Raw genomic sequence first — 20,718 nt, 5'->3', positions numbered from 1 at the left:
TCAGTCTCCGGAAATGGCGTGTGCGGCGCGAATGCGGCAAGCGGCGTTCAACGCCCCTCTGATGATCGAATGATAGCCGGTGCAGCGGCAGAGATTGCCCTCCAGACCAGCGCGAATATCCTTTTCCCCAGCCTGCGGGTTGTCGGCAAACAAGGCCACCAGCGCCAGCGAAAAGCCCGGCGCGCAATAGCCACATTGAAAAGCGTTTTCCTCCGCCAGCCCTTCGCGCACCGCGTCTCCCAATGGATGTGAGGCCAGCCCTTCCGCCGTCAAAATATCGGCACCGTCGATCTGCCAGGCCATCAGTAGGCAAGCATTGGCAAGCCTGCCATCCAACAGCACACTACAAGCGCCGCAGCGGCCAATGGCGCAGGCTAGCTTGGTGGCGCTCAGATACAGCTCGTCACGCAGAATTTCGGTGAGCCGCGTCTCCGGCTGGCACTCCACAGTGACCCGCTGGCCATTCAGTGTGAAGCCCAGGTTCATGCCATCACCGAGAGATATGCGAGAAGCGTTTCCGGCGCGACAGGCATGACTGGTGGCCAATAGCCGGTGGCAGCCGCAATAGCATTGGCGATTGCGGGCGTGACTGCGCCGATGCCGAGTTCGCCGACCCCGCGCGGACCAAGCGCGTCGCCGGGATCGAGATCCTCAAGCGCAAAGACATGCAGACCGAGCGGGGCATCCTGAATGCCGGGCAGCATATAAGTGTCGAAATTGCCGGTCAGATACGCGGCCTCCTGCATCGGGCAATCCTCCGTTAGCGTGAAGCCCAGCCCTTGCACCGCTCCACCCTCCAATTGACCGAGATAGGTGGCAAGATCGATGATCGGTCCGGCAGCAGAATGCTGGTGAAGATCAAGCACCCGCACTTCTCCCGTCACCCGGCTGACGGCGACACGCGCCAGCGATGCGCCAAAGGCAAAGATATAGCGGGCATTGGCATTCGTATAATCGGTCTTTGGAAAATCAAACCTCACCGTCACACTTGGCAAATCCTTCTCCGGCAAGGCGGCGGCCAGATCCGCATAGGACAGCAAAATTGTGCCGCTATGGTTGCCGGGCTCCGCGAAACCGCCGGGCACCAGAACGAGCCGTTCAGGGTCGCAGCCAAGCAATCCTGCCGCCGCACGGCACATCTGCGTGCGAAATTCAGGAGCGGCCAGCCGAACCGAGGCCCAAACGACATGGCTGCCACGCGAGGCGGTGGTGGAACCGGAATCCGGTGCCAGCAATGTATCTCCGACAAGCGGGAGCACATCTTGGCGCGCGCAACCTAATTCTGCGGAAATGGCCGCGCAGATTGCCGGCAAAAGCCCCTGCCCCATTTCGTCCAGCCCGAATGCACCTTCGATCAGACCCTGCTTGGTCAACGCCAGCCGACCCGCTGCGGGATCAGGAATGATCGATCCGAGACCATTGCCCTGATAATTCAGCGCCATGCCGGTGCCTATCATCCACTCGCCCTCGGCAGCGAGTCCTTGCGGCTTGCGCCACAGCACGGAGGCCCCGGCAGCGACCAACATGTCTTCCAATCGTTCACTGGTCGATACGACCTGCCCTAAAGTGCCGGGAGAGCCTGGCTGTCGCAGATTGCGCCTGCGGATCTCCAAAGGCGAGAGGCCGCAAAGAGCTGCCAGCCTGTCCATCTGACACTCGACGGCAAATGTCATCTGATTGGCGCCAAACCCGCGAAAAGCGCCGCAAAGTCCGTTATTGGTATAGGCGAGACGGCCCCGCGTGGTGATATTGCCCACCACATAAGGGCCGATGGCATGTTCCAGCGCCGTTTCCAGAACGCTCGGGCCAAGCGAAGCGTAAGCCCCCGCATCCGCCACCAGATCGACCTGCTGGGCCAGCAAAACACCTTGCGCGTCGCAGGCGGTTTTCATGCGGATCTTCATCGGGTGGCGCTTTTGACCGGCAAGCATGGACTCCGCCCGTGACAAATGTAGCCTGACAGGCCGCTTTGCCTTCAGCGCCAGAAGCGCCAGCGCTGGCTGAACAGAAAGCTCGTCCTTGCCGCCGAAAGCACCGCCGGTCGGCGACGTCACCACCCGGATATCGTCTTCGTCCAAGCCAAGGATACGCGACAATTGCAGCCGGTCACGCCCGCCATGCTGGCCGCCAGCACACATGTTCAGCCGCCCATCCGGCTCGACAAAGGCATAGCCACCCTCGGTCTCCATGAAGCCATGCATCTGGCGGGGCGTGATATAGGTTTCTTCGACGACATGATCGGCCTTGGCGAAACCCTGGATACTATCGCCACGGGTAAAGAGAATTTCCCGCTGAAGATTGCCGTTTTCATGCACCTGTTCCGCCTGCGGCTCCAGAGCCGCTTCCATATCATCTATTACAGGCAGCGGCGCGTAGCGGACGTCGATCAGCGCCAGCGCCTTTTCCGCCGTCTCTTCATCGATTGCCGCCACCGCCGCGACCGGATCGCCACGATGGCGCACCGTGTCGAAGCAGAGCGCCGGTTGGTCCCGCACCACGATGCCGAAAGCATTCAGCCCCGGCACATCACGATGCGTGACGACAGCGACAACACCCGGCAGTGTTTCTGCTGCCACTGTGTCGATGGACAGGATACGCGCATGGGCAATTCCGGCCCGCAGGATGCGGCCGACCAGCATGCCCACCTTCCGATAATCGGTCAGATAGGCCAGTTCGCCCCGGATCTTCTGCTCCACATCCGGACGAATATGCCAGCGATCTGGCATCCGCAGGCGGTCGAGCGCCAGTTCACCCTCGGGCGGGCGGGCAAAGGCAATGGGCTGTGCGACGGGAGCGGATGGCGCACGACCCGGCAGAAATCCACCAAGCCCGAAACACAGCATATTCGCGGCAATCAAGCGCCGATAGGCACCGGAGCGAAATCCATCGCCCGGGGCCTGGATCGTCTCCATCAAGGCGTTATGAACCCCGACCCAATCGATCCCGTCCAAGGCAGCCCCAGCTGCAAGCGCTTCGGCATCATCAAGGCGGGCGGGCGGCACGATGCCGCCGCCGACAGCAAACCGCGCCGCATCGACACGGCTCTGCCCCGCCCGAAGGCGGCCAGCGACGTTGATGACGCTCGGGCTGAAGGCCGCTCTTAAGCCGATCTTGCGAAAAACGAAGCGCTCCCCGGCCCCTTGCGGCGCAATCAGGATGGCCGTGAGGATTGCGCCATGCTGCGCCGGGGCCGCCAGCCAGTCCGCTACGGAAACCGTGATACAGTCAGGCAGGGCGGCAAATTCCAGGACAGCGTCGAGCACGAGGAGGGCTGGCAAGAGGCAGCCGGTGCGCCCGGCGATATTGCCGCCAAGGGTCGCCAGAGTGCGCACCCCAGGACTGGCCACCAGTTTTACGGCAGAATGCAACAATGGCAGGGCGGCAGCAATCTCGTGCGAGGCCAGGAGATCGGCAAGGCGTGTCATTGCACCAATACGGATATGCCCACCGACCTGCGCAATGCCCGACAGTGCCGGGGATAGCTCTGCAAGACTGATCATCCGGTCCGGCTTCGCCAGACCCTTCGCCCATTCCAGTTGCAACGCCGTTGCTCCGGCGACGATGCGCGCGCCCGGCTGCTGCGCCTCCGCGATGGCCAGTTCCAGCGTCTCCGGGGCCAGCACCTCCATCAGGCGGCTCCTGCGGTCGTGCCGAAACGGAGGCCTTTTTCCTTCAGCCAGCGGCGATAGGCAATCGAGGAGGAATCTGCCCTTGTCGGAATTTCAGCCCGCGGCTCAAGCGGCAACAGCAAGGGGCGCTGGTTTTCGACAATGATGCGGTCCTGAAGGAAAATCACCTGCTCAAAATTCAGCAATGCCGTGTGCGGCGAGACGGTATCGACCAGATACATGACCGGCTGGGCGCGGCAAAGTCCGTCTTCCATCGGCTGGATGAACAGGGCAATCGCATCAAGACGGTTCGGCGATGTGGGGCAGACCCGGTAGAGCATCACCACGAAAGGCGACGGCACCCGGTAGGTCAGTTGAACGAAATCGCCATCGCTTTCAGTCGCGGCAATACGCGGCTGGAAAAAGGTGCAATTGGTCGCCCAGACCTCATCCACATCGCGGCGGATTTCAGACAGATAGTGCGGCACTTCGGTATGCGGTTCTGAGCCGAGAATATCGGTATGCACGAAGGGAAAATGCGCCATATCGAGAAAATTCTCGACAACACGCAGGCCCGATGCCCGCATCGTCACCCAGCCGCACAGCACAAACCGGCGATCCGCCTCTTGCGCCTCGGCGATATCGACAATGTCCTTCCCCGGCGTGCCAAGCGTAGTAAACAGGCAACCGTATTTGACCTGGAACGGCAGGGCCGGTCCATAGCAACCGTCCGCGCCTGTCTCGCGCACCAGCGGCGCACCATTCGCGTCCAGCCGATATTCGATCTCCTGGCCCAGCAGCGTTGTTTGCACCGGCTGGGTCGTGACATCCCCGGCAGTGGCGATCACATACCAATCGTCAAGCGCGACCCGGTCGGTCGTCTTCATTTGACACCCTCCGCTTCGCTGATCCATTGCTTGGTGCCGCCGCCGTTTTCGGCAAGCCATGCGGCGCGGCGGGCAAAATGCGAAGGCGCCATGCCATGGATATCGGCAATGATCGCCTTGACGTCGCCGGTTTTCAGCACGCCATCTTCCACGATCACCTGACCATCCACCATGGTCATGGCGACATCGCCGCCGCGCACCGCGTGGACGAGATTGTGCTGCACATTGAAATAGGGACCGTCGGCAAACAGTGGCGTCATACGCGGCGTATCGGTGCGCACCGCAATGATATCGGCGCGCTTTCCAACTTCGATAGAGCCGATTTCATCCTCAAGACCGATAGCTCTCGCGCCGAGAATGGTCGCCATGCGCAGACATTGCCAGCTATCCATGGCGGCGGCATCGCGGTGGCGCAGTTTGCCGAGCAGGGAGGCGGTCTTCATCTCCTCGAACATGTCGAAATTGTTGTTTTCCTTTTCGCCATCCGTGCCAAGACCGACCGGAATGCCCGCCGCCAGCATATCGGCAATCGGTGCAATGCCGGAAGCAAGCTTCATATTCGACACCGGATTATGGGCGACCGAGACATTGTATCTGGCAATCAGCTCGATTTCCGCCTCATCCAGCCAGACGGCATGGGCCAGCATGGTGCGTGGAGCCTCGAAGAAGCCGAGATCCTCCAGAACATGCATGGGGCGCTTGCCATAGGTGTCGATAAAGCCGCCAACCTCGACTTCGGCTTCCGAACAATGGGTGTGAAAGCCGGTGTTATACTGTTTGGCCATGGCGATGGCCCGCTGCTGGCCAGCCGCATCGGCATAAAACAGATGTTCCAGCCCGACCCAGACATTGATGCGGCCCCCCGCCTTGCGATGCCAGGTCTCAATCATCGCCTCATTGTTGTCGAGCGTTTCGAAATAATTGTAATCGGGATGCTCACCAACATACGGAACAGCAACCAGGCGCGTGCCGATGGACTGTGCCGCCCGCGCACTGCCATCCATATAGCGCCACATATCGACAACAGTCGTCGTGCCGGATAGTGCGGATTCGACGTAGCACAGAAAGGACGCCGCCTCGGCTTCATGCGGCAGAAGCACGCGGTGCATCGGGTTTATATGGATGGTCAGCCAGTCCCAGACCGGCAGATGTTCCGCTGTGCCGCGCAGGAAGCCGGAATGGGCATGGGCGTTGATCAGCCCCGGCATCAGCAAGGCATTGTCGATCCTCTTGATCGCCAGAGCCGGATGGCTGGCCTTCACCACCTCCAGCGAACCGACCGCCAGGATACGACCGTCCTCAATAGCAACCGCGCCATCAGAGATGACGCTGTTTTTCGCATCCATGGTCAACAGAGTGTCGGCGGTGACGATCATTGCGCTCGAAGTCATGCTCATCTCCAGGGTCTTCCTTCTGCCCTTCAGGGCATGCAAATTTCACGCCGCCTGCATCAGGAAGGCGGCGGCACGTTCACCAATCATCGTCACCGGCGCATGGGTGTTGCAGGTCGGAATAATGGGGATGATCGAGGCATCGGCAATCGTCAGCCCGGCAAGGCCATGCACCCGCAACCGGCTATCCACCACCGCCATCTCATCACTGCCCATCTTGGCCGTACCGACGGGATGAAAGAAAGTGGAACAGCCGTTACGGATGAAATCCCGAAGGCCGTCCCTCGACAGTTTTGTGTCTGGCGCGGCAAACCCATCAAACAGCGCAGCGAAAGCCGGTGTCTGCGCCAGAGCCATCACTGTCTCAATGGCCAGAAGCGTCGCATCCAAATCAGCAGGGTCTGCAAAGTAATTCGGCTGAATCTCCAGCGGACCAAGAGGGTCAGCAGACAGCAGACAGCAGACGCAGGTAGCCGATGCTTTTCGAGCGCATCAAGCCCGCCCCCATTGAAAACACCGGGCCGGACATGTCGTAAAGAGCGCGCAGCGCAGGCGTGGCGCTATTGCCCTGCACGGGAAAGGCATGCACATCCGGCTGGCCAAGATGGGCCGATGATTTCCAGTTCATCATCGTGCCGCCGCCATTGTCGAGCACATCACCCAGCGGCATTTTCGACCGGCAGACCACGGCCTGCACCAGCGGGTGATCCTGAAGATTGCGCCCGACGCCGGGAAGGGCATGATTGAGCGGAATGCCAAGCCGTTTCAATTCCTCGGGATCACCAATGCCCGACAACATCAACAGGCGCGGCGTATCGAAAGCTCCCGCCGCCAGCACCACCTGGCTTTGGGCAAGCGTCTCAACTGTCTTGCCTTCCACCAGATGGCGAATGCCCGTGCAGCGACCCTTTTCAACCATCAGGCCGATCACCTGTGAACCGGTCAGCACGGTCAGGCGCGGATGATCGAGGATCGGATAGAGATAGCCCTCAGCCGAACTCCAGCGCTTGCCATCGACAATATTGAAATTCGAGGGGCAGGCACCCTCATTGCTTGGTCCGTTCGGATCATCGATCACGGGAATGCCGAGATCGGCAGCACCCTCCATCATCGCCCGGGCCACTGGATGGAGTGTCTTGCTGGTCGTGATTTTCAGGGGACCGCCAGCACCACGCCAGCGGCTTTCGCCCCCTTCCCAATCCTCGGCCTTCTTGAAGAATGGCAACACATCCTCAAAGGACCAGCCAGCGGCCTGCCAGGCGTTATAGTCATTGGGATGGCCGCGATACCACATCATCGCATTGATCGCCGAGGAGCCGCCCAGCACTTTGCCACGCGGAATGCCAATCGTATGGCCGTTTACGCGAGAGGTGGGTGCATAATCATAGCCCCAGTCCCAGCGTCCGCGCCCCAGCGGCACCCATTGGCGGGGATCGTCAATCTCGGCCCTGCCGATCCCCGGCTCGCCCGCCTCAATCAACAGCACGGTCGCCCCCGTGCCATCGATCAGGCGACGCACCACCGGCAAGCCACCGGAACCAGCACCGACGACGATATAGTCATAGGCTTTTTGCAGCGGACGCTGTGGCAAGAGGGAGCGTGCTTCAGTCATCGTATTGGACATGGGGACATCGGCCTCAATTGTGCTCGCTCGGCCCCATGATGACGATGCCCTCGCTGGCTTCGACATGGCGTACGAAGATATATTTGTCCTCGCGCCCATCCGAATGCTTGCGCTTGATGTCCGGTTGCACGGTGCCTGCCACCTTGGCAACCACCACATAGGGAACATCCGCTTTAAGACCTGCCTCGCAATGGGAATCGAACTCTTCCAGCGTGCGGGCGGTCAAGGCATTGTCTATCCCGGCGCCGCGAGCAATGGCGGCAATATCCACCCGGCCGAAAGCCGTGTGGGTCGGCGGCCCGCCAATCGACTGGTAGCACTCATTGTCCCAGACGACGATGAACAGGTTTTTCGGTTGTTCGTTGCCAAGGGTGGCGAGAATGCCAAGGTTGAACATCATGCCGCCATCGGTATCGAGCGAGATGATGCGGCGATGCGGAAGCCCTGCCGCCAACCCGAAGGCCTGCGGCGTGACGCAGCCAAGCTGCTGCTGGAACAGGCTGGCTTGGCGCATATGCGGGGCGGCGTTATACCATTCATCAACGGAGGCCCCGAGCGACAGGATGACAAGCTCGTTTTCCAGCCGTGCGGCCAGCAGCTTCATGCAATCATAGCGCTTCATCGGACGATGCTCCCGCCAAGGGCGATGGCCGAGTGGTAGTAGGCATTGTAGGACCAGTTATAGGCATCGATGATCGATTGCTCGATTTCGTCTTCCTCGCGCACCACCCGGTAGGGAATGCGCAGCGCGTTCAGCACCGGCTCCATGGTGATGCCGTGGGGAATGGCCCACCAGTTGTTTTCTCCCAGTTCGCCGCGATAGCTCATCAGCATGACGACCGGAATACCAGCCCCAAGCCCCATGCGCGCCAGCGGTTCAACGGAAGCCCGCAGACCGGAATTTTCCATGACCAGCGCCGCCCGCTTGCCAGAGAGAAACACGCCCCCGCAGATTGCCGCCCCCTCGCCCTCATTGGTGACACGGATGGTGCGGATCTCAGGATCGGCATCCAGTGCCGGATACAATTCCTTAAACAGCGAGTCGGGCAGGTAGCAAACGACACTGACCCCGGCTTTCTTGAGGCCTCGGATAACGGCATCGACGGATGATGGTTTCATGGTAATCCCTCGTTTCCGCGTGAGGTTCGCAAACCGAAAGTGTTTCGAATAGACGGCATTTTTCGACGTAAGTGATGCGCAAAAGGCAACATGTTACGATAGATCTCGCGGCGCGTGTGCTGCCGCCTGGGTTAGCTGTTCGACCGATTGCTCCAGCAGCCGCCCCAGCGCCGAGGCCGCATCCGACATCTCCTTGGCGGAGCGCGACAGCAACAGCAGCTTGCGGTTCGGCAAGCGGCTGTCGGAAAGCGGCACAAACACCAGCGACCCTTCCGCCAGTTCCTGCTCCACGCCGACCCGGGTCTGCAAGACAAGGCCGAGATTGCGCCTCGCCAATTCCACCATCAGGCCGATGGAATTGGTCCGTGAGCGGTGCGAGAGATCCACCAGCGACCGGTTCAACGCTTCCTCCACCGAAGCACCCAGCGTCAGGCTGGCATCCGAGAGGATCACCCGCAGATTGGCGAGATCAAACAGCTTGATTTCCGTGCGCTTGGCCATGTCACTGTCCGGCAGGGCCAAAACGCCGATTGGCAGCGACACGCTGGCAATGCGGCGCACGGTACGCGGCACGCGCACGTCGAAAAGAACCGCAAGATCGCATTCGCCTTCGGCCACGGCATTGGCCGCCTGCTGCGAGGCCATGACCTTGACATCGACGGTAATCGCCGGATGGCGGCTCCAGAATGCCTCCAGCGCCGCTGGTAACAGGCCCCGCGCCACACTTTCCACCACAGCCACCGAGACGGTGCCTCGATGCAGGCCATGCAGATCGTTGATTTCGGCACAGGCCCGGCTGAGTTCCGACAGCGATGCCTTGGCGTGATACAGCAGCAGTTCACCGGCGCTGGTCAGTTTCAGGCGCTGGCGCACCCGGTCAAACAGCGGCGTGCCGATTTCCTCTTCCAATCGGCGCAGGATGCGGCTGACGGAAGAGGGTGCGACATTGAGGGCAAGGGCGGCCTGGCGGATCGAGCCCAGCCGCGCCACCAGCTGGAAATAATGGATGCGCGTTGCAACCAGGCCCAGCCGGTAGGCATCCATCACGCCGCCTCGAAGGGCGGCACGATCACCATTTGCGGCACCGTCACCAGACCCTTGTCGGTGATGCGGATTTCCGGGATCACCGACAGCGGGATCAGGTTGAACCCCATATAGGGAATGATGCAGCCTGCCTTTTCCCACTCCACTTTCAACGCCTGAACTTCAGCGGCCACCTCATGCACCCGCTTGTCGGACATCAAGCCCGCAACCGGCAGCGGCACCATGGCCGTCACCTTGCCATCCTGCACCACACAGACCCCACCCTGATGGGATTCGATGGCGCGCAACGCCACCTGCATATCGGCCTCATTGGTACCGGCGATGATGATATTGTGGCTGTCATGACCGACAGAAGAGGCAACGGCACCGCTTTTCAGCGCGAAATTGGAAAGAAGCGCATGCGCCACATTGCCCGGCGATTTGCCGTGCCGCTCGATCACCGTCACGAAGCACAGGCCGTGGCGGGCAAAATGCGTTTCCCAGTCATTGGCCGGTTCCAGCTCAATTTTCTCGTGTCCGAGGATGATACCCGGCAATTCAGTGCGGATCGTATTGGCGATGACTTTGCTACTCGGCAGGTCCGGGGTCAGCTTCACCACGTCAGGCAGCTTGACCGTGTGATAGGCAGCATCGGGATAGCGCCAGCGGTTGGAAAGGGCGGCATCGAGAAGCGGGGTAATTTTTTTGTGGTCAACCACCAGTTCGCCGCCATACCAGGTGCTGACCGGTTCAAGATCGTCATTCAGGAGCACCAGATCGGCCCGGCGACCGCCACCCAACCCGCCGATCTCCCCATCCATGCCAAACCGCGTCGCGCCATGCAGCGAGCCCATGGCCCAGGCCTGCTCCCGGCTCATCCCGGCGCGCCGTGCCTCGCGCACCACCCAATCGAGGCCAAAGGCCAGCAGGTCCTCGGCATCGCGGTCGTCGGTGCAGACGGCGATGCGCTTATGCGAAGCACCAAGCTCCGTCACCGTGCGGATCGCCTCCGGCAGCGAATGCCAGGGCGTGGTTGGCGGGCCGCCACGCAGAAACAGCCATATCCCCGCCTCCAGCAGGTCATCGGCAATGTCACGGTCGATAGCTTCATGCGTGTCCGTGACGCCGGATGCGGCATAGGCCGAGACGAATTCACGGCCATAGACATGGCCCGAAACCGGCCTGCCCCGGGAAAGCGCTGCGGCCAGAATGGCATGGGCGCGCTCATCCCCCATGGTAACGGGGACGAAATCCATTTTCTCGCCCAGCGCCACCGCTTCCGGCCATCGATCGAACAGGGCGGCGATCTTGTCCGCTGTCAGATCCCCACCCGCCGTTTCCAACTCTGGCGAGGTGGCAGGCACGGTCGAGGGAACGGTGAGGAAAATCGATAGCGGCGCATGGCGGGCGTCTTCCAGCATCGCCTCGACACCTGCGACATCCATGACATTGCCGATCTCGTGGCTGTCGCAGAAGATCGTCGTCGTGCCATTGAGAAGCGCTGCCTCGGCATAGGCGCAGGCCGTGACCATGCTGGATTCAATATGGATATGCGGATCGACCAGACCCGGCGCAAGAATACCGCCCTGCGCATCGTAGCGTGGCACGCCCGAAGCTTTCGAGCTGCCAGCCGGTTTTACAGCGGCGATCCGTCCGCCAGCCAGCCAGATTTCCCTGTCCGGCAAAATACGCTCGGAATAGGTGGAGAGAACGCGGGCACCGGTAATCACCAGATCCGGCGCGGCACGGCCAGACGCCACATTTGCCAAGTGCCGTGTCATGCCCGCCAGCGGGGCAACGGAAAATCGGGTTAAAGCCATTGGCATGAACTCCTCTGATGGACAGATTACCAAGACCTGGATTCTGTCCTGCCGTCAGTGATAATCGGGTATGCCCGGCATAGTCCGAAAGCCAGCAACCGTGCGAAACCGCCTTATCCACCGCCGAAGCGCTGGAAATTCATCGTGATCGATGCCGTAGTCGCGGCTGAGCGCAAAGCTTGGAAACAGGGCGAGATCGGCAATGGTCGGGCCTGCCCCGGCAAACCACTCGCAGCCATCCATCTGGCGCAGCGTCATATGGTCGTCCATGATTCGGAAGGCGGCGCGCGAGGACGCTTTCAGCACCTCAACATCGCCCGGTCCGCCAAACAGCGCCACCCGCCGGGCCGTGACAGCACAACCGAGCGGCGCGGCTGAAAACAAGGTCCATTGCATGACACCGGAAAAGACGGCGGGATCGAGCGGCAGCCATGTGCCGGAGGGATCATAGACCCTGGCCAGATGGGCAAGAATGGCCTGCGTGCCGTAAAGCACCTGCTCGCCATCCTTCAGCACCGGAAGCTCGCCGAGCGGATTGAGCGCCAGCATCGTCGGGGTCTGTTCCTCCCGGCCCGGCACCATGTCGATGGCGAGGGTTTCATAGGCTACATCAAGACAGGACAGCAACAGACGCACCCGGTAGCAGTTCTCGTCCAGATCGTAATTGTAAAGCGTGATCGCAGACATCAGGCCACCTGTGCCAATGGGGAGGGCGCCTCAAGTGTCAGGCGCAGTGCCTCTGCCCAGCGGGCAAGCGCCGGTCTCAATGCCGTCGATCCTGCATCGGTCACAAGATGGAGGGCAAGCCTTCCAGCGGAGATCACTTGAACTGCAATCGCAACACGTAGATCACCAGCCTCAAGCCGCCAGGCATTGGCCGTGAGAACCTCAAAATGTGCGGGTAAAATCCCCTCTTTGGTCGGGAGTTGCGCTTCCTTCAGCACATTCATGGCCTGTTGAATGGTACAATCCGCATAAAGGCTGCGCACGTTTAAGCCCACACCAAGATCCGGGATGCTGGCCACGTCGGCATGATCGGCAAGTGCTGCCCAGATCACGCCATCGCGCTCCTCGGCGGCATAGGTCGTCACCCGGATGGTCTTCGGCACATCCAGATCGGGATGCGCCGGGATATGGGTGCATTGTCCCGCCGTATCATAGGACCATCCGTGGTAGAGACAGGCAATATGGTCACCCCGCACGAAGCCAAAGCTCATCCGCATGCCGCGATGCGGACAGCGGTCTTCCCAGACATGCGCTGCCCCCTTGGCATCGCGCCAGACGACGATCTCCGCACCATCAACGACAGCACCAGCCGAGGTTCCCGGCTCGATAGACGAAGACAGCGCCACCGGCACCCATGCTGTTTCAATGCTCATGACCCCTTCACCTTTCAAAAACTGCCTGTCTCGCACTCTCAAATCTGTGCCGTCATGAAAGCCGCCGAACATCCCGCACGATGCAGTCGGTCGGGCCAAGGCTACAGGCCATTTCAAACATATCGACCAAGGCCTCCTGCCCGATGACACAAACCGCAACGCGGTTTTCGCTGCAAGCCTCGACATCAATGCCGATATCAAGCCTGCCAGCGCGATGGCGGGCAAAACTGAGGAAGCTGTGGCAGTTGAAATCTCCCTCGAACACCAGATTGACCGTCAGGCTCATCACGGCTCCACCATTGCTCGCACTTCATTTCTCGGCTCAACCTCAGGCTCAATCCTGCGCAATATTTCGTCTCCGATTGACCGTTTCAAACGCATAAGATTAAATCTTGTGCATGCCTGATTTTTATTCAGTCTAACGTTAGGAGAAGCAGGCTTACAAGCATTTTTTTCAGTCAAGATGTTGCCTTTCACGCATCATCTTGAGCGATTTTTTTCGACTATGCGGAACACCGGCGATTTGAAAAGGTCGAAGCCGATTGGAATGGGGTGAGCATCGGCGCGGCAAACAACCCTGCGTGGATGACCGCATCCGACCAAGACCGGTGCCGAGATGAATGCCGAAGCATCGGCAGCTGAACGTCACCATCTGGCACGGTTGTTGCGTCAGAAAGGACGGCAGGTGGATGCGGATCGCCGCGTTCCAACCGGTAGAGTTAGACAAAACCAGTTCAACAAAAACATATGGGGGTTCCAATGATCGACCTGCGCAGCCTTTCCCGTCGCGGTTTTCTCAACATGGCGGCAGCCGGCAGCGCCTCACTGGCGCTTCCCGGCATGGTGCGCTCTGCCTCAGCCGCCAATACCCTGGCGGCCATAAAGGAAGAGGACGCCGTGATTGGCTTCGGCCATGTCGGCCCGGTGACGGATGAAGGCTGGACCTGGTCGCACCATCAGGGTGTTCTCGCCGTCAAGGAAAAATTCCCCAAGCTGAAGAAGATCCTCGAGGTCGAGAACGTTCCCTATTCAGCGGATGCGACCCGCACCTATCGGCAATTCGTGTCGGAAGGCGCGAACATGATTTTCGATACGTCGTCTACCGGCGACTTCCTGCATGACGTGGTGCGCCGCGCCAAAGACACCGCCTTCATGGAGTGCAATGGCCATGTGACGATGGACAATCTCGGCTGGTATTATATGGCCCATTGGTATCCAACCTATGTGGTCGGCGTCGCCGCAGGGCATCTGTCGAAAACCGGCAAACTCGGTTACGTCGCCTCCTTCCCGGTTGCTTCGGTCTATGCCTCGACCAACGCCTTCCTGATGGGCGCGCGCACCGTCAACCCCAATGCCACCTGCCAGACCATCACCATCAATTCCTGGTTCGATCCGCAGGCCGCCGCCCAGGCTGGCACCGCGCTGATCGACAATGGCTGCGATTTCCTGTTCGGCATCATGGATGAGGCCGCCTATCTTCAGGTCGCCGAAAAACGCGGCGTCTGGGCTGCGATGTGGAACACCGACATCCGCCGCTATGGCCCGAATTCCTACGTGTCTTCGATCATTATCGACTTCAAGGAGTTCTATATCGATCAGGTCCGCAAGCGGCTGGCAGGCGAATGGTCGCCTTCGGAAAGCATCTTCGCCATGGGCGCAGGCGTTGACCGCGATAGCTGGGGCGCCAAGGTTCCCGCCGAAGTCGGCAAGGCGGCAGACGATATACGCACGAAAATCCTGGGCGGCTGGTCGCCGTTTGTCGGCGAATTGAAGGACGCCAAGGGCGCTGTGCGGGTGGCCAAGGGCCAGAAGATGACCGAACTCGAGCTTTATAATTGGGATTGGTCAGTGGAAGGCGTCACGGGGCTTTAAAACACCCAACCAAATATAGAGGCCGGGCGATGATGCCCGGCCCTTCGCAGTCTCTCATGCCGGTGTGCCGAGAATGAATGAACATCCTGCGAAATTTGCAGTGCCGACGGGGGCAGCCCCTCTCGTCCAGTTAAAAGGCATTGCCAAATATTTCCCCGGCGTCATCGCCAATCGCGATGTCGATCTTGAAGTCATGCCCGGTGAAATCCACGCGCTGCTGGGGGAAAATGGCGCTGGAAAATCGACACTGATGAATATCCTGACCGGCATTTACCAGCCGGATGCGGGCGAGATCATCATCGACGGCTATGCAAGGCAATTTACCGGACCGCAACAGGCGATTGCCGCTGGCATCGGCATGATCCATCAGCATTTCAAGCTGGTGAATGCCTTTACCGTGGCGGAAAACATTCATCTCGGCTGGAGTGAGACACCCCGCCGTGCCTCGGCCCCGGTTCTGGAGGAACGCACCGCAGAGCTCGCGGCCAGGTTCAACCTTCAGGTCAAGCCTTCGGCGCGGATAACAGGGCTTTCGACCGGCGAACAGCAGAGGGTTGAAATCCTGCGGGTACTGGCCCGCAAGGCCCGCGTGCTGATCCTCGATGAGCCGACTGCCGTCTTGACGCCGCTTGAGGCACGCGAGCTGTTCAAGGCCTTGCGCGATTTCGTCTCCACCGGCAATGCGGTGATCTTCATCTCCCATAAGCTCGATGAAGTACTGGAAATTTCCGACCGGGTGACGATCCTGCGCGGCGGGCAAAAGGTCGGCACCGAGCTTTCCGCCGATTGCAGCCCGGCCAAGCTGGCGCGGCTGATGGTCGGGCGCGATATCGTGCTGGCCGATATGCGGGGCCGCCCGCAAGGTGCCGCCGCGCTGTCGTCTGCTCCTGTCATGCGGGTCAGCACAGTGACGGCGCTGGACGATAGCGGACGCCAAGCCTTGCACGATATCTCCCTTGATCTGCGTGCAGGCGAAATCCTTGGGATTGCCGGGGTGGCAGGCAATGGTCAGCGTGAACTGTCGCAAGTGGTGACCGGCACGCGACCCATCGCCTCCGGCACCATCGAAATCGACGGCGAAGCGGTTGGCGACGCGAATGCCGCCGATTTCGTGCGGCGCGGCATCGGCCATATCCCGGAAGACCGGCTACAAAGCGGCTTGGCACCGGGGCTGTCGATCACCATCAATGCCGTGATGCGCGAATATGGCAAACCGCCGGTCACCGTTGGCGGCCTGTTTCGCCCCTCCGCCGCCAAGGCGCTGGCCCGCAGCATCGCCAGCGTGGCAGAGGTCGCCATCCCGGATTTTGCCATGCCGATCCGCAATCTATCCGGTGGCAACCAGCAAAGACTGGTGGCGCGGCGCGAAATGCGGATCGCCACGAAAATCCTGGTCGCCGCCTATCCGAGCCGGGGGCTGGATGTCGGGGCGATCAATACCATGCTGCGCTATATCGTTGACCTGCGCAATGCAGGCGCCGGTATCCTGCTGATCTCGGAGGAGCTTGAAGAATTGCTGAACCTCTCCGACCGCATCGCCGTGCTCTATGAGGGGCGGATCATGGGCATCGTCGAGAATGACAGCACCGATATCGAGCAGATCGGCCTGATGATGGGCGGGCGACAGCTTCAGCCGGGCCAGTTGGCAGGAGGCACGCAGCATGGCTAGTCTTCGCCTGCAACGCTTCCCTTCAACCACACCTGCGGCAGCCCTGGGCGCACGAGTGGCGGCCATCGCGCTGGCGCTGTTGATCGCGGGTGTCATTCTGGCTGTCGCGGGCAAAAGCCCTGTTAACCTTGGCATTCAGGTGGTTTCGTCCTCGCTCGGCTCCAGTTTCGGTCTGGAGGATCTTGGCCTTCTGGTCATCCCGCTGATCCTGACCGGCCTTTCCGTCACGGTCGCGCAACAGATCGGTGCCTGGAATATCGGGGCGGAGGGGCAGTTTTACGCAGGTGCCTTCGCCGCCAGCGCCGTTGGTCTTTTTGTGCCGCTGCCGGAAGGCTGGAGCCTGGTGGCGATGTTTTTCGCCGGAGCGGTTGGCGGAAGCATCTGGATCCTCATTCCGGCCCTTGCCCGTGCCTATGCCAATGTTAACGAGCTGATCACCACGCTGCTGCTGAATTTCGTCGCCATCCTGATGGTCTATTATGTCTCCACAGATGCCTGGCGCGAACGGGGCGGCGTCGCCAATTCCGCCACGCCGCGCATCAAGGCCGAAATGCCGGAATTCTGGGGCCTCGTGCATTGGGGCCTGCCGATTGCCGTGCTTCTCGCGCTGGCCATGGCGGCGCTGCTGGCCTTTACCCGCTGGGGTTATGAGGTGCGGCTGATCGGCTCCAATCCGCACGCCGGAAACTATGCGGGCATCGCCGCCCGCCGCCATCTGATCACCGTCATGCTGCTATCGGGGGCCATCGCCGGTCTGGCGGGCATGTTGGAAGTGACCGGAACAGTGCATCGTCTCCAAGGCGGTATTTCCAACAATTACGGCTATCTCGGTATCATGGTCGCCGTGCTGGCGCGGGGTTCGTGTATCGGGGTTATCCTTGCGGGTGCGCTGATGGCCTTCATCCTCAATTCGGGCATCATCCTGCAAACGCAGGGGCTGACAACCTCGACCGTGCTGGCGATCACCGGCCTCATCCTCTTCCTGACGGCCATCGGCGACGAGATTTCCCATTACCGCATCGTGCGCGACAAGACCTGAAAGGACCCGCGATGGAACTGTTGACCGGACTTCTGACCACAGCCTTTCTGGCTGGCGGTGTCTTGGCGCTGGCGGCCATGGGCGAAGTGCTGGCCGAGCGGGTCGGCGTCGTCAATCTCGGTGTCGAAGGGTTGATCGCCATGGGGGCGATCACCGCTGTTGCCACCGTCACCGCCTTTCCATCGCCCATCCTCGGCTTTTTGGCGGCGCTCGCCGTCGGCGCCTTGTTCGGCGTGGTGTTTGCGGTGGCGACGGTAACGATCAGGGCCAATCAGGTGCTTTGCGGGCTGGCATTGACCTTGATCGGCACCGGCCTTGCCCAGACGATTGGTAAATCCTATTCCGGCATGCCGGTCCCCGCGACATTCCAGGGCGTCAAGATGCCGATCCTCTCGGAGATCCCTATCCTCGGGCCGGCCTTTTTCAGCCAGAATATTCTCGTCTACCTGATCTACATCATCCTGCCGCTTGGCCTGTCCTTTCTGATGTTTCGCACCCGCCACGGGCTCAACATGCGCGCCGTCGGCGAAAATCCGGCGGCGGCCGATGCGGCGGGCATTCCGGTCCATCGCATCCGCTTTGGCTATGTCTGCGCGGGCGCGGCGCTTGCCTCAGGTGCAGGCGCCTATCTGGTTCTGGCTTTCGTGCCGTCCTGGTCGGATGGCGTCGTGGCCGGGCGCGGCTGGATTGCGGTGGCGCTGGTGATCTTTGCCGGATATCGGCCCATTCCAGCCGCTCTGTCCGGCCTGCTGTTCGGCTTTATCACCGCGCTCGGCTTCGTTGGACAGGCGCGCGGCTGGCCGATTGCTCCGGCTTTTCTATCCATGCTGCCCTATGCCGGAACCATCGCCTTCATTATCGTGCCTGTGATCGCCTGGCAGCGCATGCGCCGGTTGATGGCGGCACCCGCCGCCCTTGGCCTGCCCTATTACCGCAGCCTTCGTTGACCAAGGATGCAGGGAGAAACCCAATGATGGCAATCGACAAAACAAGCCTCGATCAATGGTATCCCATCGATACCGAAGCGCTCATTCCCTATGGTACATCCGCAAACCGGCTTCTTGGCATTGATCTCGCCGTGATCCGAACCCAGGACGGTGACGTGACCGTGAAGGCACAGGAAAACAACCTGCCAATCCGGCGGCGCTACGGCTATATATGGACGACGCTCGGCACCCCCGACAAGGAGATTTTCCCCATTGAGGAAGCCGATGAGCCGGATCGCCGGATGGTGCCTTGCGGTGCGGTCACCGTGAAGGCATCGGGCCTGCGGATTGTCGAGAACTTTCTCGATATGGCGCATTTTCCCTTCGTCCATACCGATATTCTCGGCTCGGAGCCGCATACGGAAGTCGAGCATTATAATGTGGAAATCCGCCGCGACGTCGATGAGGTCTGGGCGACCAATTGCCAATTCTTCCAGCCACAAGCCGCCCTTTCCGCCACGGACGGGTTGATGACCCACTATATCTACCGGGTGATGACGCCGTTCACGACGCTGCTCTACAAGACCTGCCCGAATTCCGACAGCCGATGGGATGTGATCTGCCTGTTCGTCCAACCCCTGGACCCAGATCGCTGCCGCGCCCATCCGATCATGTATCTGATCGACGATCAATCGACCACAGCCTCGCTGATCCAGTTCCAGCAGCTGATTTTCCTGCAAGACCGGATCATCCTTGAAAACCAGCGCCCGGTTCTGCTGCCAATGGAGCCACGCTCGGAAATCCCCACCCGGGCTGACGCTACCTCCATCGCCTATCGCCGCTGGCTGAAGGAAAAAGGCGTGACCTATGGAACCTCGCTGAAGGCCGTTGCATGACCAATACCGCGTACCAGCCATGAGCGATTTCAGAAACCGGGTACTGATCGCCAGCGGTTTTCATGCCCCGGTGGCTGGCGAAATCGATATGCTGACTGATTGCCTGATCGCTATTGATGCGGAGGGCATGATCCTCTCCGTGCAGCGTCCCGGCGATGACGGATATGCATTGACGAAAGCCGAAGCCGACCGCCAGGGGCGGCTATCACGCTTGCCTGCGGGTTGCCTGCTCCTGCCGGGCCTGGTGGATTGCCATGTGCATGCGCCACAATATCCTCAGCTTGGCACAGCGCTGGATGTGCCGCTTGAAACCTGGCTGCATGCCCATACCTTCCCGCTGGAAGCCCGCTATGCGGACTTAGCCTATGCAAAGCGAGTCTATGGCCTGCTGGTTGATGATCTGCTGGCCAATGGAACGACGACGGCGCTGTATTTCGCCACCATCCATCAGGATGCGACCCGCATTCTCGTCGATACCTGCCTTGAAAAAGGCCAGCGCGCCCTGATCGGCAAAGTCGCCATGGACAATGCCGAACAATGCCCGGACTATTACCGCGACGCCTCACCGGATGCGGCTTTGCAGGGAACACAAGCGCTGATCGACTATATCAGCACTCATCCCGACAACACGGCCTCCCGCGTCTGGCCGGTGGTGACTCCACGGTTCATTCCGGCCTGCACGGATGCGACGCTGGAAGGCTTGGGGGCTATGGCCCAAGACTGTGGCTGCCATGTGCAGACCCACTGTTCGGAAAGCGATTGGGAACACGCCTATGTGCTATCGCGCCACGGCATGACGGATGCGATGAGCCTTGATCGCTTCGGCCTTCTCACCCGCCGCAGCATGCTTGCCCATGCCAATCTGCTGACTGCTGATGATATGGACCTGATCAAGCTGCGACAGACAGCGGTGGCGCATTGCCCGCTCTCCAACGGCTATTTCGCTGGTGCGGTCTTTCCCCTGCGGGCTGCCCTGGAAAAGGGCCTGCATGTCGGGCTGGGCAGCGATATTTCCGGCGGACCGAGCGCCTCGCTTCTGGACAATATGCGCGCCGCCATTCTCGTCTCCCGCATGCTGGAAACCGGGGTCGATCCGGGCCTCCCGCCGGAAAAGCGCGCAAGCGGCACGAAGGCCCGCATCGACTTTCGCCACGCCTTCCACGTCGCCACCGCTGGCGGCGGCAAGGCATTGGATCTGCCCATCGGCCAATTTGCCCCGGGCTATCGCTTCGATGCCATCGTCGTTGATCCGCAGGCCGCCCAAGGCACGCTGCGGTTCTGCGAGAGTGATGAAATGACTGAGACCCTGCTCCAGAAAATCGTCTTTACTGCATCGCGTGCCAATATCTCTGCCGTGTTTATCGACGGATGCAAGGTGGCCTGATCAGCGCGGAAAAGCGGCGACATAGCTGCCGCTGGAACCGAATGGGTTCTCGATAGTTTAGCCTGCCGTGCGAGCGTCCAC

General features: G+C 60.7%; 19 protein-coding genes. 6 read left to right on the top strand and 13 right to left on the bottom strand.

What is annotated here, in order from left to right; all coding sequences use genetic code 11:
- The 13 genes from AVI_RS19230 to AVI_RS19175 form a co-directional block, all read right to left on the bottom strand.
- Positions 1–486, bottom strand: coding sequence for a (2Fe-2S)-binding protein (locus tag AVI_RS19230; RefSeq protein WP_012653800.1), 486 nt, complete (start codon positions 484–486; stop codon positions 1–3).
- Positions 483–3,629 (bottom strand): molybdopterin cofactor-binding domain-containing protein, encoded by a 3,147-nt coding sequence (locus AVI_RS19225; RefSeq protein WP_012653799.1) that lies wholly within the window; start codon positions 3,627–3,629, stop codon positions 483–485. The genes AVI_RS19230 and AVI_RS19225 overlap by 4 nt, the downstream gene beginning before the upstream one ends.
- Complete coding sequence (locus AVI_RS19220) at positions 3,629–4,495, bottom strand: phenylpropionate dioxygenase (RefSeq protein ID WP_012653798.1); 867 nt, start codon at positions 4,493–4,495, stop codon at positions 3,629–3,631. Before AVI_RS19220 ends, AVI_RS19225 begins: the two co-directional genes overlap by 1 nt.
- Complete coding sequence (locus AVI_RS19215; protein ID WP_041698878.1) at positions 4,492–5,886, bottom strand: amidohydrolase family protein; 1,395 nt, start codon at positions 5,884–5,886, stop codon at positions 4,492–4,494. The genes AVI_RS19220 and AVI_RS19215 overlap by 4 nt, the downstream gene beginning before the upstream one ends.
- 45 nt (positions 5,887–5,931) lie before the next feature.
- Positions 5,932–6,309 carry a GMC oxidoreductase gene (locus tag AVI_RS31460; RefSeq protein WP_244427792.1) on the bottom strand — a complete coding sequence of 126 codons (378 nt, stop codon included), beginning with the start codon at positions 6,307–6,309 and terminating at the stop codon, positions 5,932–5,934.
- A 19-nt stretch (positions 6,310–6,328) separates the two neighbouring features.
- A complete protein-coding gene (locus AVI_RS19210; protein WP_234895225.1) occupies positions 6,329–7,510 on the bottom strand; it encodes a GMC family oxidoreductase in 1,182 nt (393 codons plus the stop codon).
- Positions 7,511–7,523: 13 nt separating this feature from the next.
- Positions 7,524–8,132, bottom strand: coding sequence for a thiamine pyrophosphate-dependent enzyme (locus AVI_RS19205; RefSeq protein ID WP_012653796.1), 609 nt, complete (start codon positions 8,130–8,132; stop codon positions 7,524–7,526).
- Positions 8,129–8,629, bottom strand: coding sequence for a thiamine pyrophosphate-binding protein (locus tag AVI_RS19200; RefSeq protein ID WP_012653795.1), 501 nt, complete (start codon positions 8,627–8,629; stop codon positions 8,129–8,131). Before AVI_RS19200 ends, AVI_RS19205 begins: the two co-directional genes overlap by 4 nt.
- A gap of 93 nt (positions 8,630–8,722) precedes the next feature.
- Entirely contained in the window at positions 8,723–9,673 is a 951-nt protein-coding gene (locus AVI_RS19195; RefSeq protein ID WP_012653794.1) for a LysR family transcriptional regulator, read from the bottom strand.
- On the bottom strand, positions 9,673–11,472 hold the full coding sequence (locus AVI_RS19190) for an adenine deaminase (RefSeq protein ID WP_012653793.1): 1,800 nt from the start codon (positions 11,470–11,472) through the stop codon (positions 9,673–9,675). Before AVI_RS19190 ends, AVI_RS19195 begins: the two co-directional genes overlap by 1 nt.
- Positions 11,473–11,526: 54 nt before the next feature.
- Positions 11,527–12,159: a glutathione S-transferase family protein gene (locus tag AVI_RS19185; protein WP_012653792.1), complete on the bottom strand. Its 633-nt coding sequence runs from the start codon at positions 12,157–12,159 to the stop codon at positions 11,527–11,529.
- Positions 12,159–12,851, bottom strand: coding sequence for a Rieske (2Fe-2S) protein (locus AVI_RS19180; protein ID WP_012653791.1), 693 nt, complete (start codon positions 12,849–12,851; stop codon positions 12,159–12,161). Before AVI_RS19180 ends, AVI_RS19185 begins: the two co-directional genes overlap by 1 nt.
- 52 nt (positions 12,852–12,903) lie before the next feature.
- Entirely contained in the window at positions 12,904–13,137 is a 234-nt protein-coding gene (locus tag AVI_RS19175) for a hypothetical protein (protein ID WP_049777339.1), read from the bottom strand.
- 473 nt (positions 13,138–13,610) lie between these two features.
- On the opposite strand from AVI_RS19175, the gene AVI_RS19170 reads away from it, so the two are divergent.
- The 6 genes from AVI_RS19170 (at position 13,611) to guaD (ending at position 20,637) form a co-directional block, all read left to right on the top strand.
- Positions 13,611–14,723: a BMP family ABC transporter substrate-binding protein gene (locus AVI_RS19170; RefSeq protein ID WP_012653790.1), complete on the top strand. Its 1,113-nt coding sequence runs from the start codon at positions 13,611–13,613 to the stop codon at positions 14,721–14,723.
- A 73-nt stretch (positions 14,724–14,796) separates the two neighbouring features.
- Positions 14,797–16,392, top strand: coding sequence for an ABC transporter ATP-binding protein (locus AVI_RS19165; protein ID WP_012653789.1), 1,596 nt, complete (start codon positions 14,797–14,799; stop codon positions 16,390–16,392).
- Entirely contained in the window at positions 16,385–17,431 is a 1,047-nt protein-coding gene (locus AVI_RS19160; RefSeq protein ID WP_012653788.1) for an ABC transporter permease, read from the top strand. The genes AVI_RS19165 and AVI_RS19160 overlap by 8 nt, the downstream gene beginning before the upstream one ends.
- A gap of 11 nt (positions 17,432–17,442) precedes the next feature.
- A complete protein-coding gene (locus AVI_RS19155; RefSeq protein WP_012653787.1) occupies positions 17,443–18,378 on the top strand; it encodes an ABC transporter permease in 936 nt (311 codons plus the stop codon).
- Positions 18,379–18,401: 23 nt separating this feature from the next.
- A complete protein-coding gene (locus AVI_RS19150) occupies positions 18,402–19,253 on the top strand; it encodes an aromatic ring-hydroxylating oxygenase subunit alpha (protein ID WP_012653786.1) in 852 nt (283 codons plus the stop codon).
- Positions 19,254–19,272: 19 nt separating this feature from the next.
- Positions 19,273–20,637, top strand: coding sequence for a guanine deaminase (gene guaD / locus AVI_RS19145; RefSeq protein ID WP_041698486.1), 1,365 nt, complete (start codon positions 19,273–19,275; stop codon positions 20,635–20,637).
- The last annotated feature ends 81 nt before the right edge of the window (positions 20,638–20,718 follow it).

Origin of the sequence: Allorhizobium ampelinum S4, assembly GCF_000016285.1 — a bacterium.
GTDB classification, from domain to species: domain Bacteria; phylum Pseudomonadota; class Alphaproteobacteria; order Rhizobiales; family Rhizobiaceae; genus Allorhizobium; species Allorhizobium ampelinum.
Note: the sequence above shows the minus strand (reverse complement) of the source record. Positions and strands in the feature narration are given on the sequence as shown.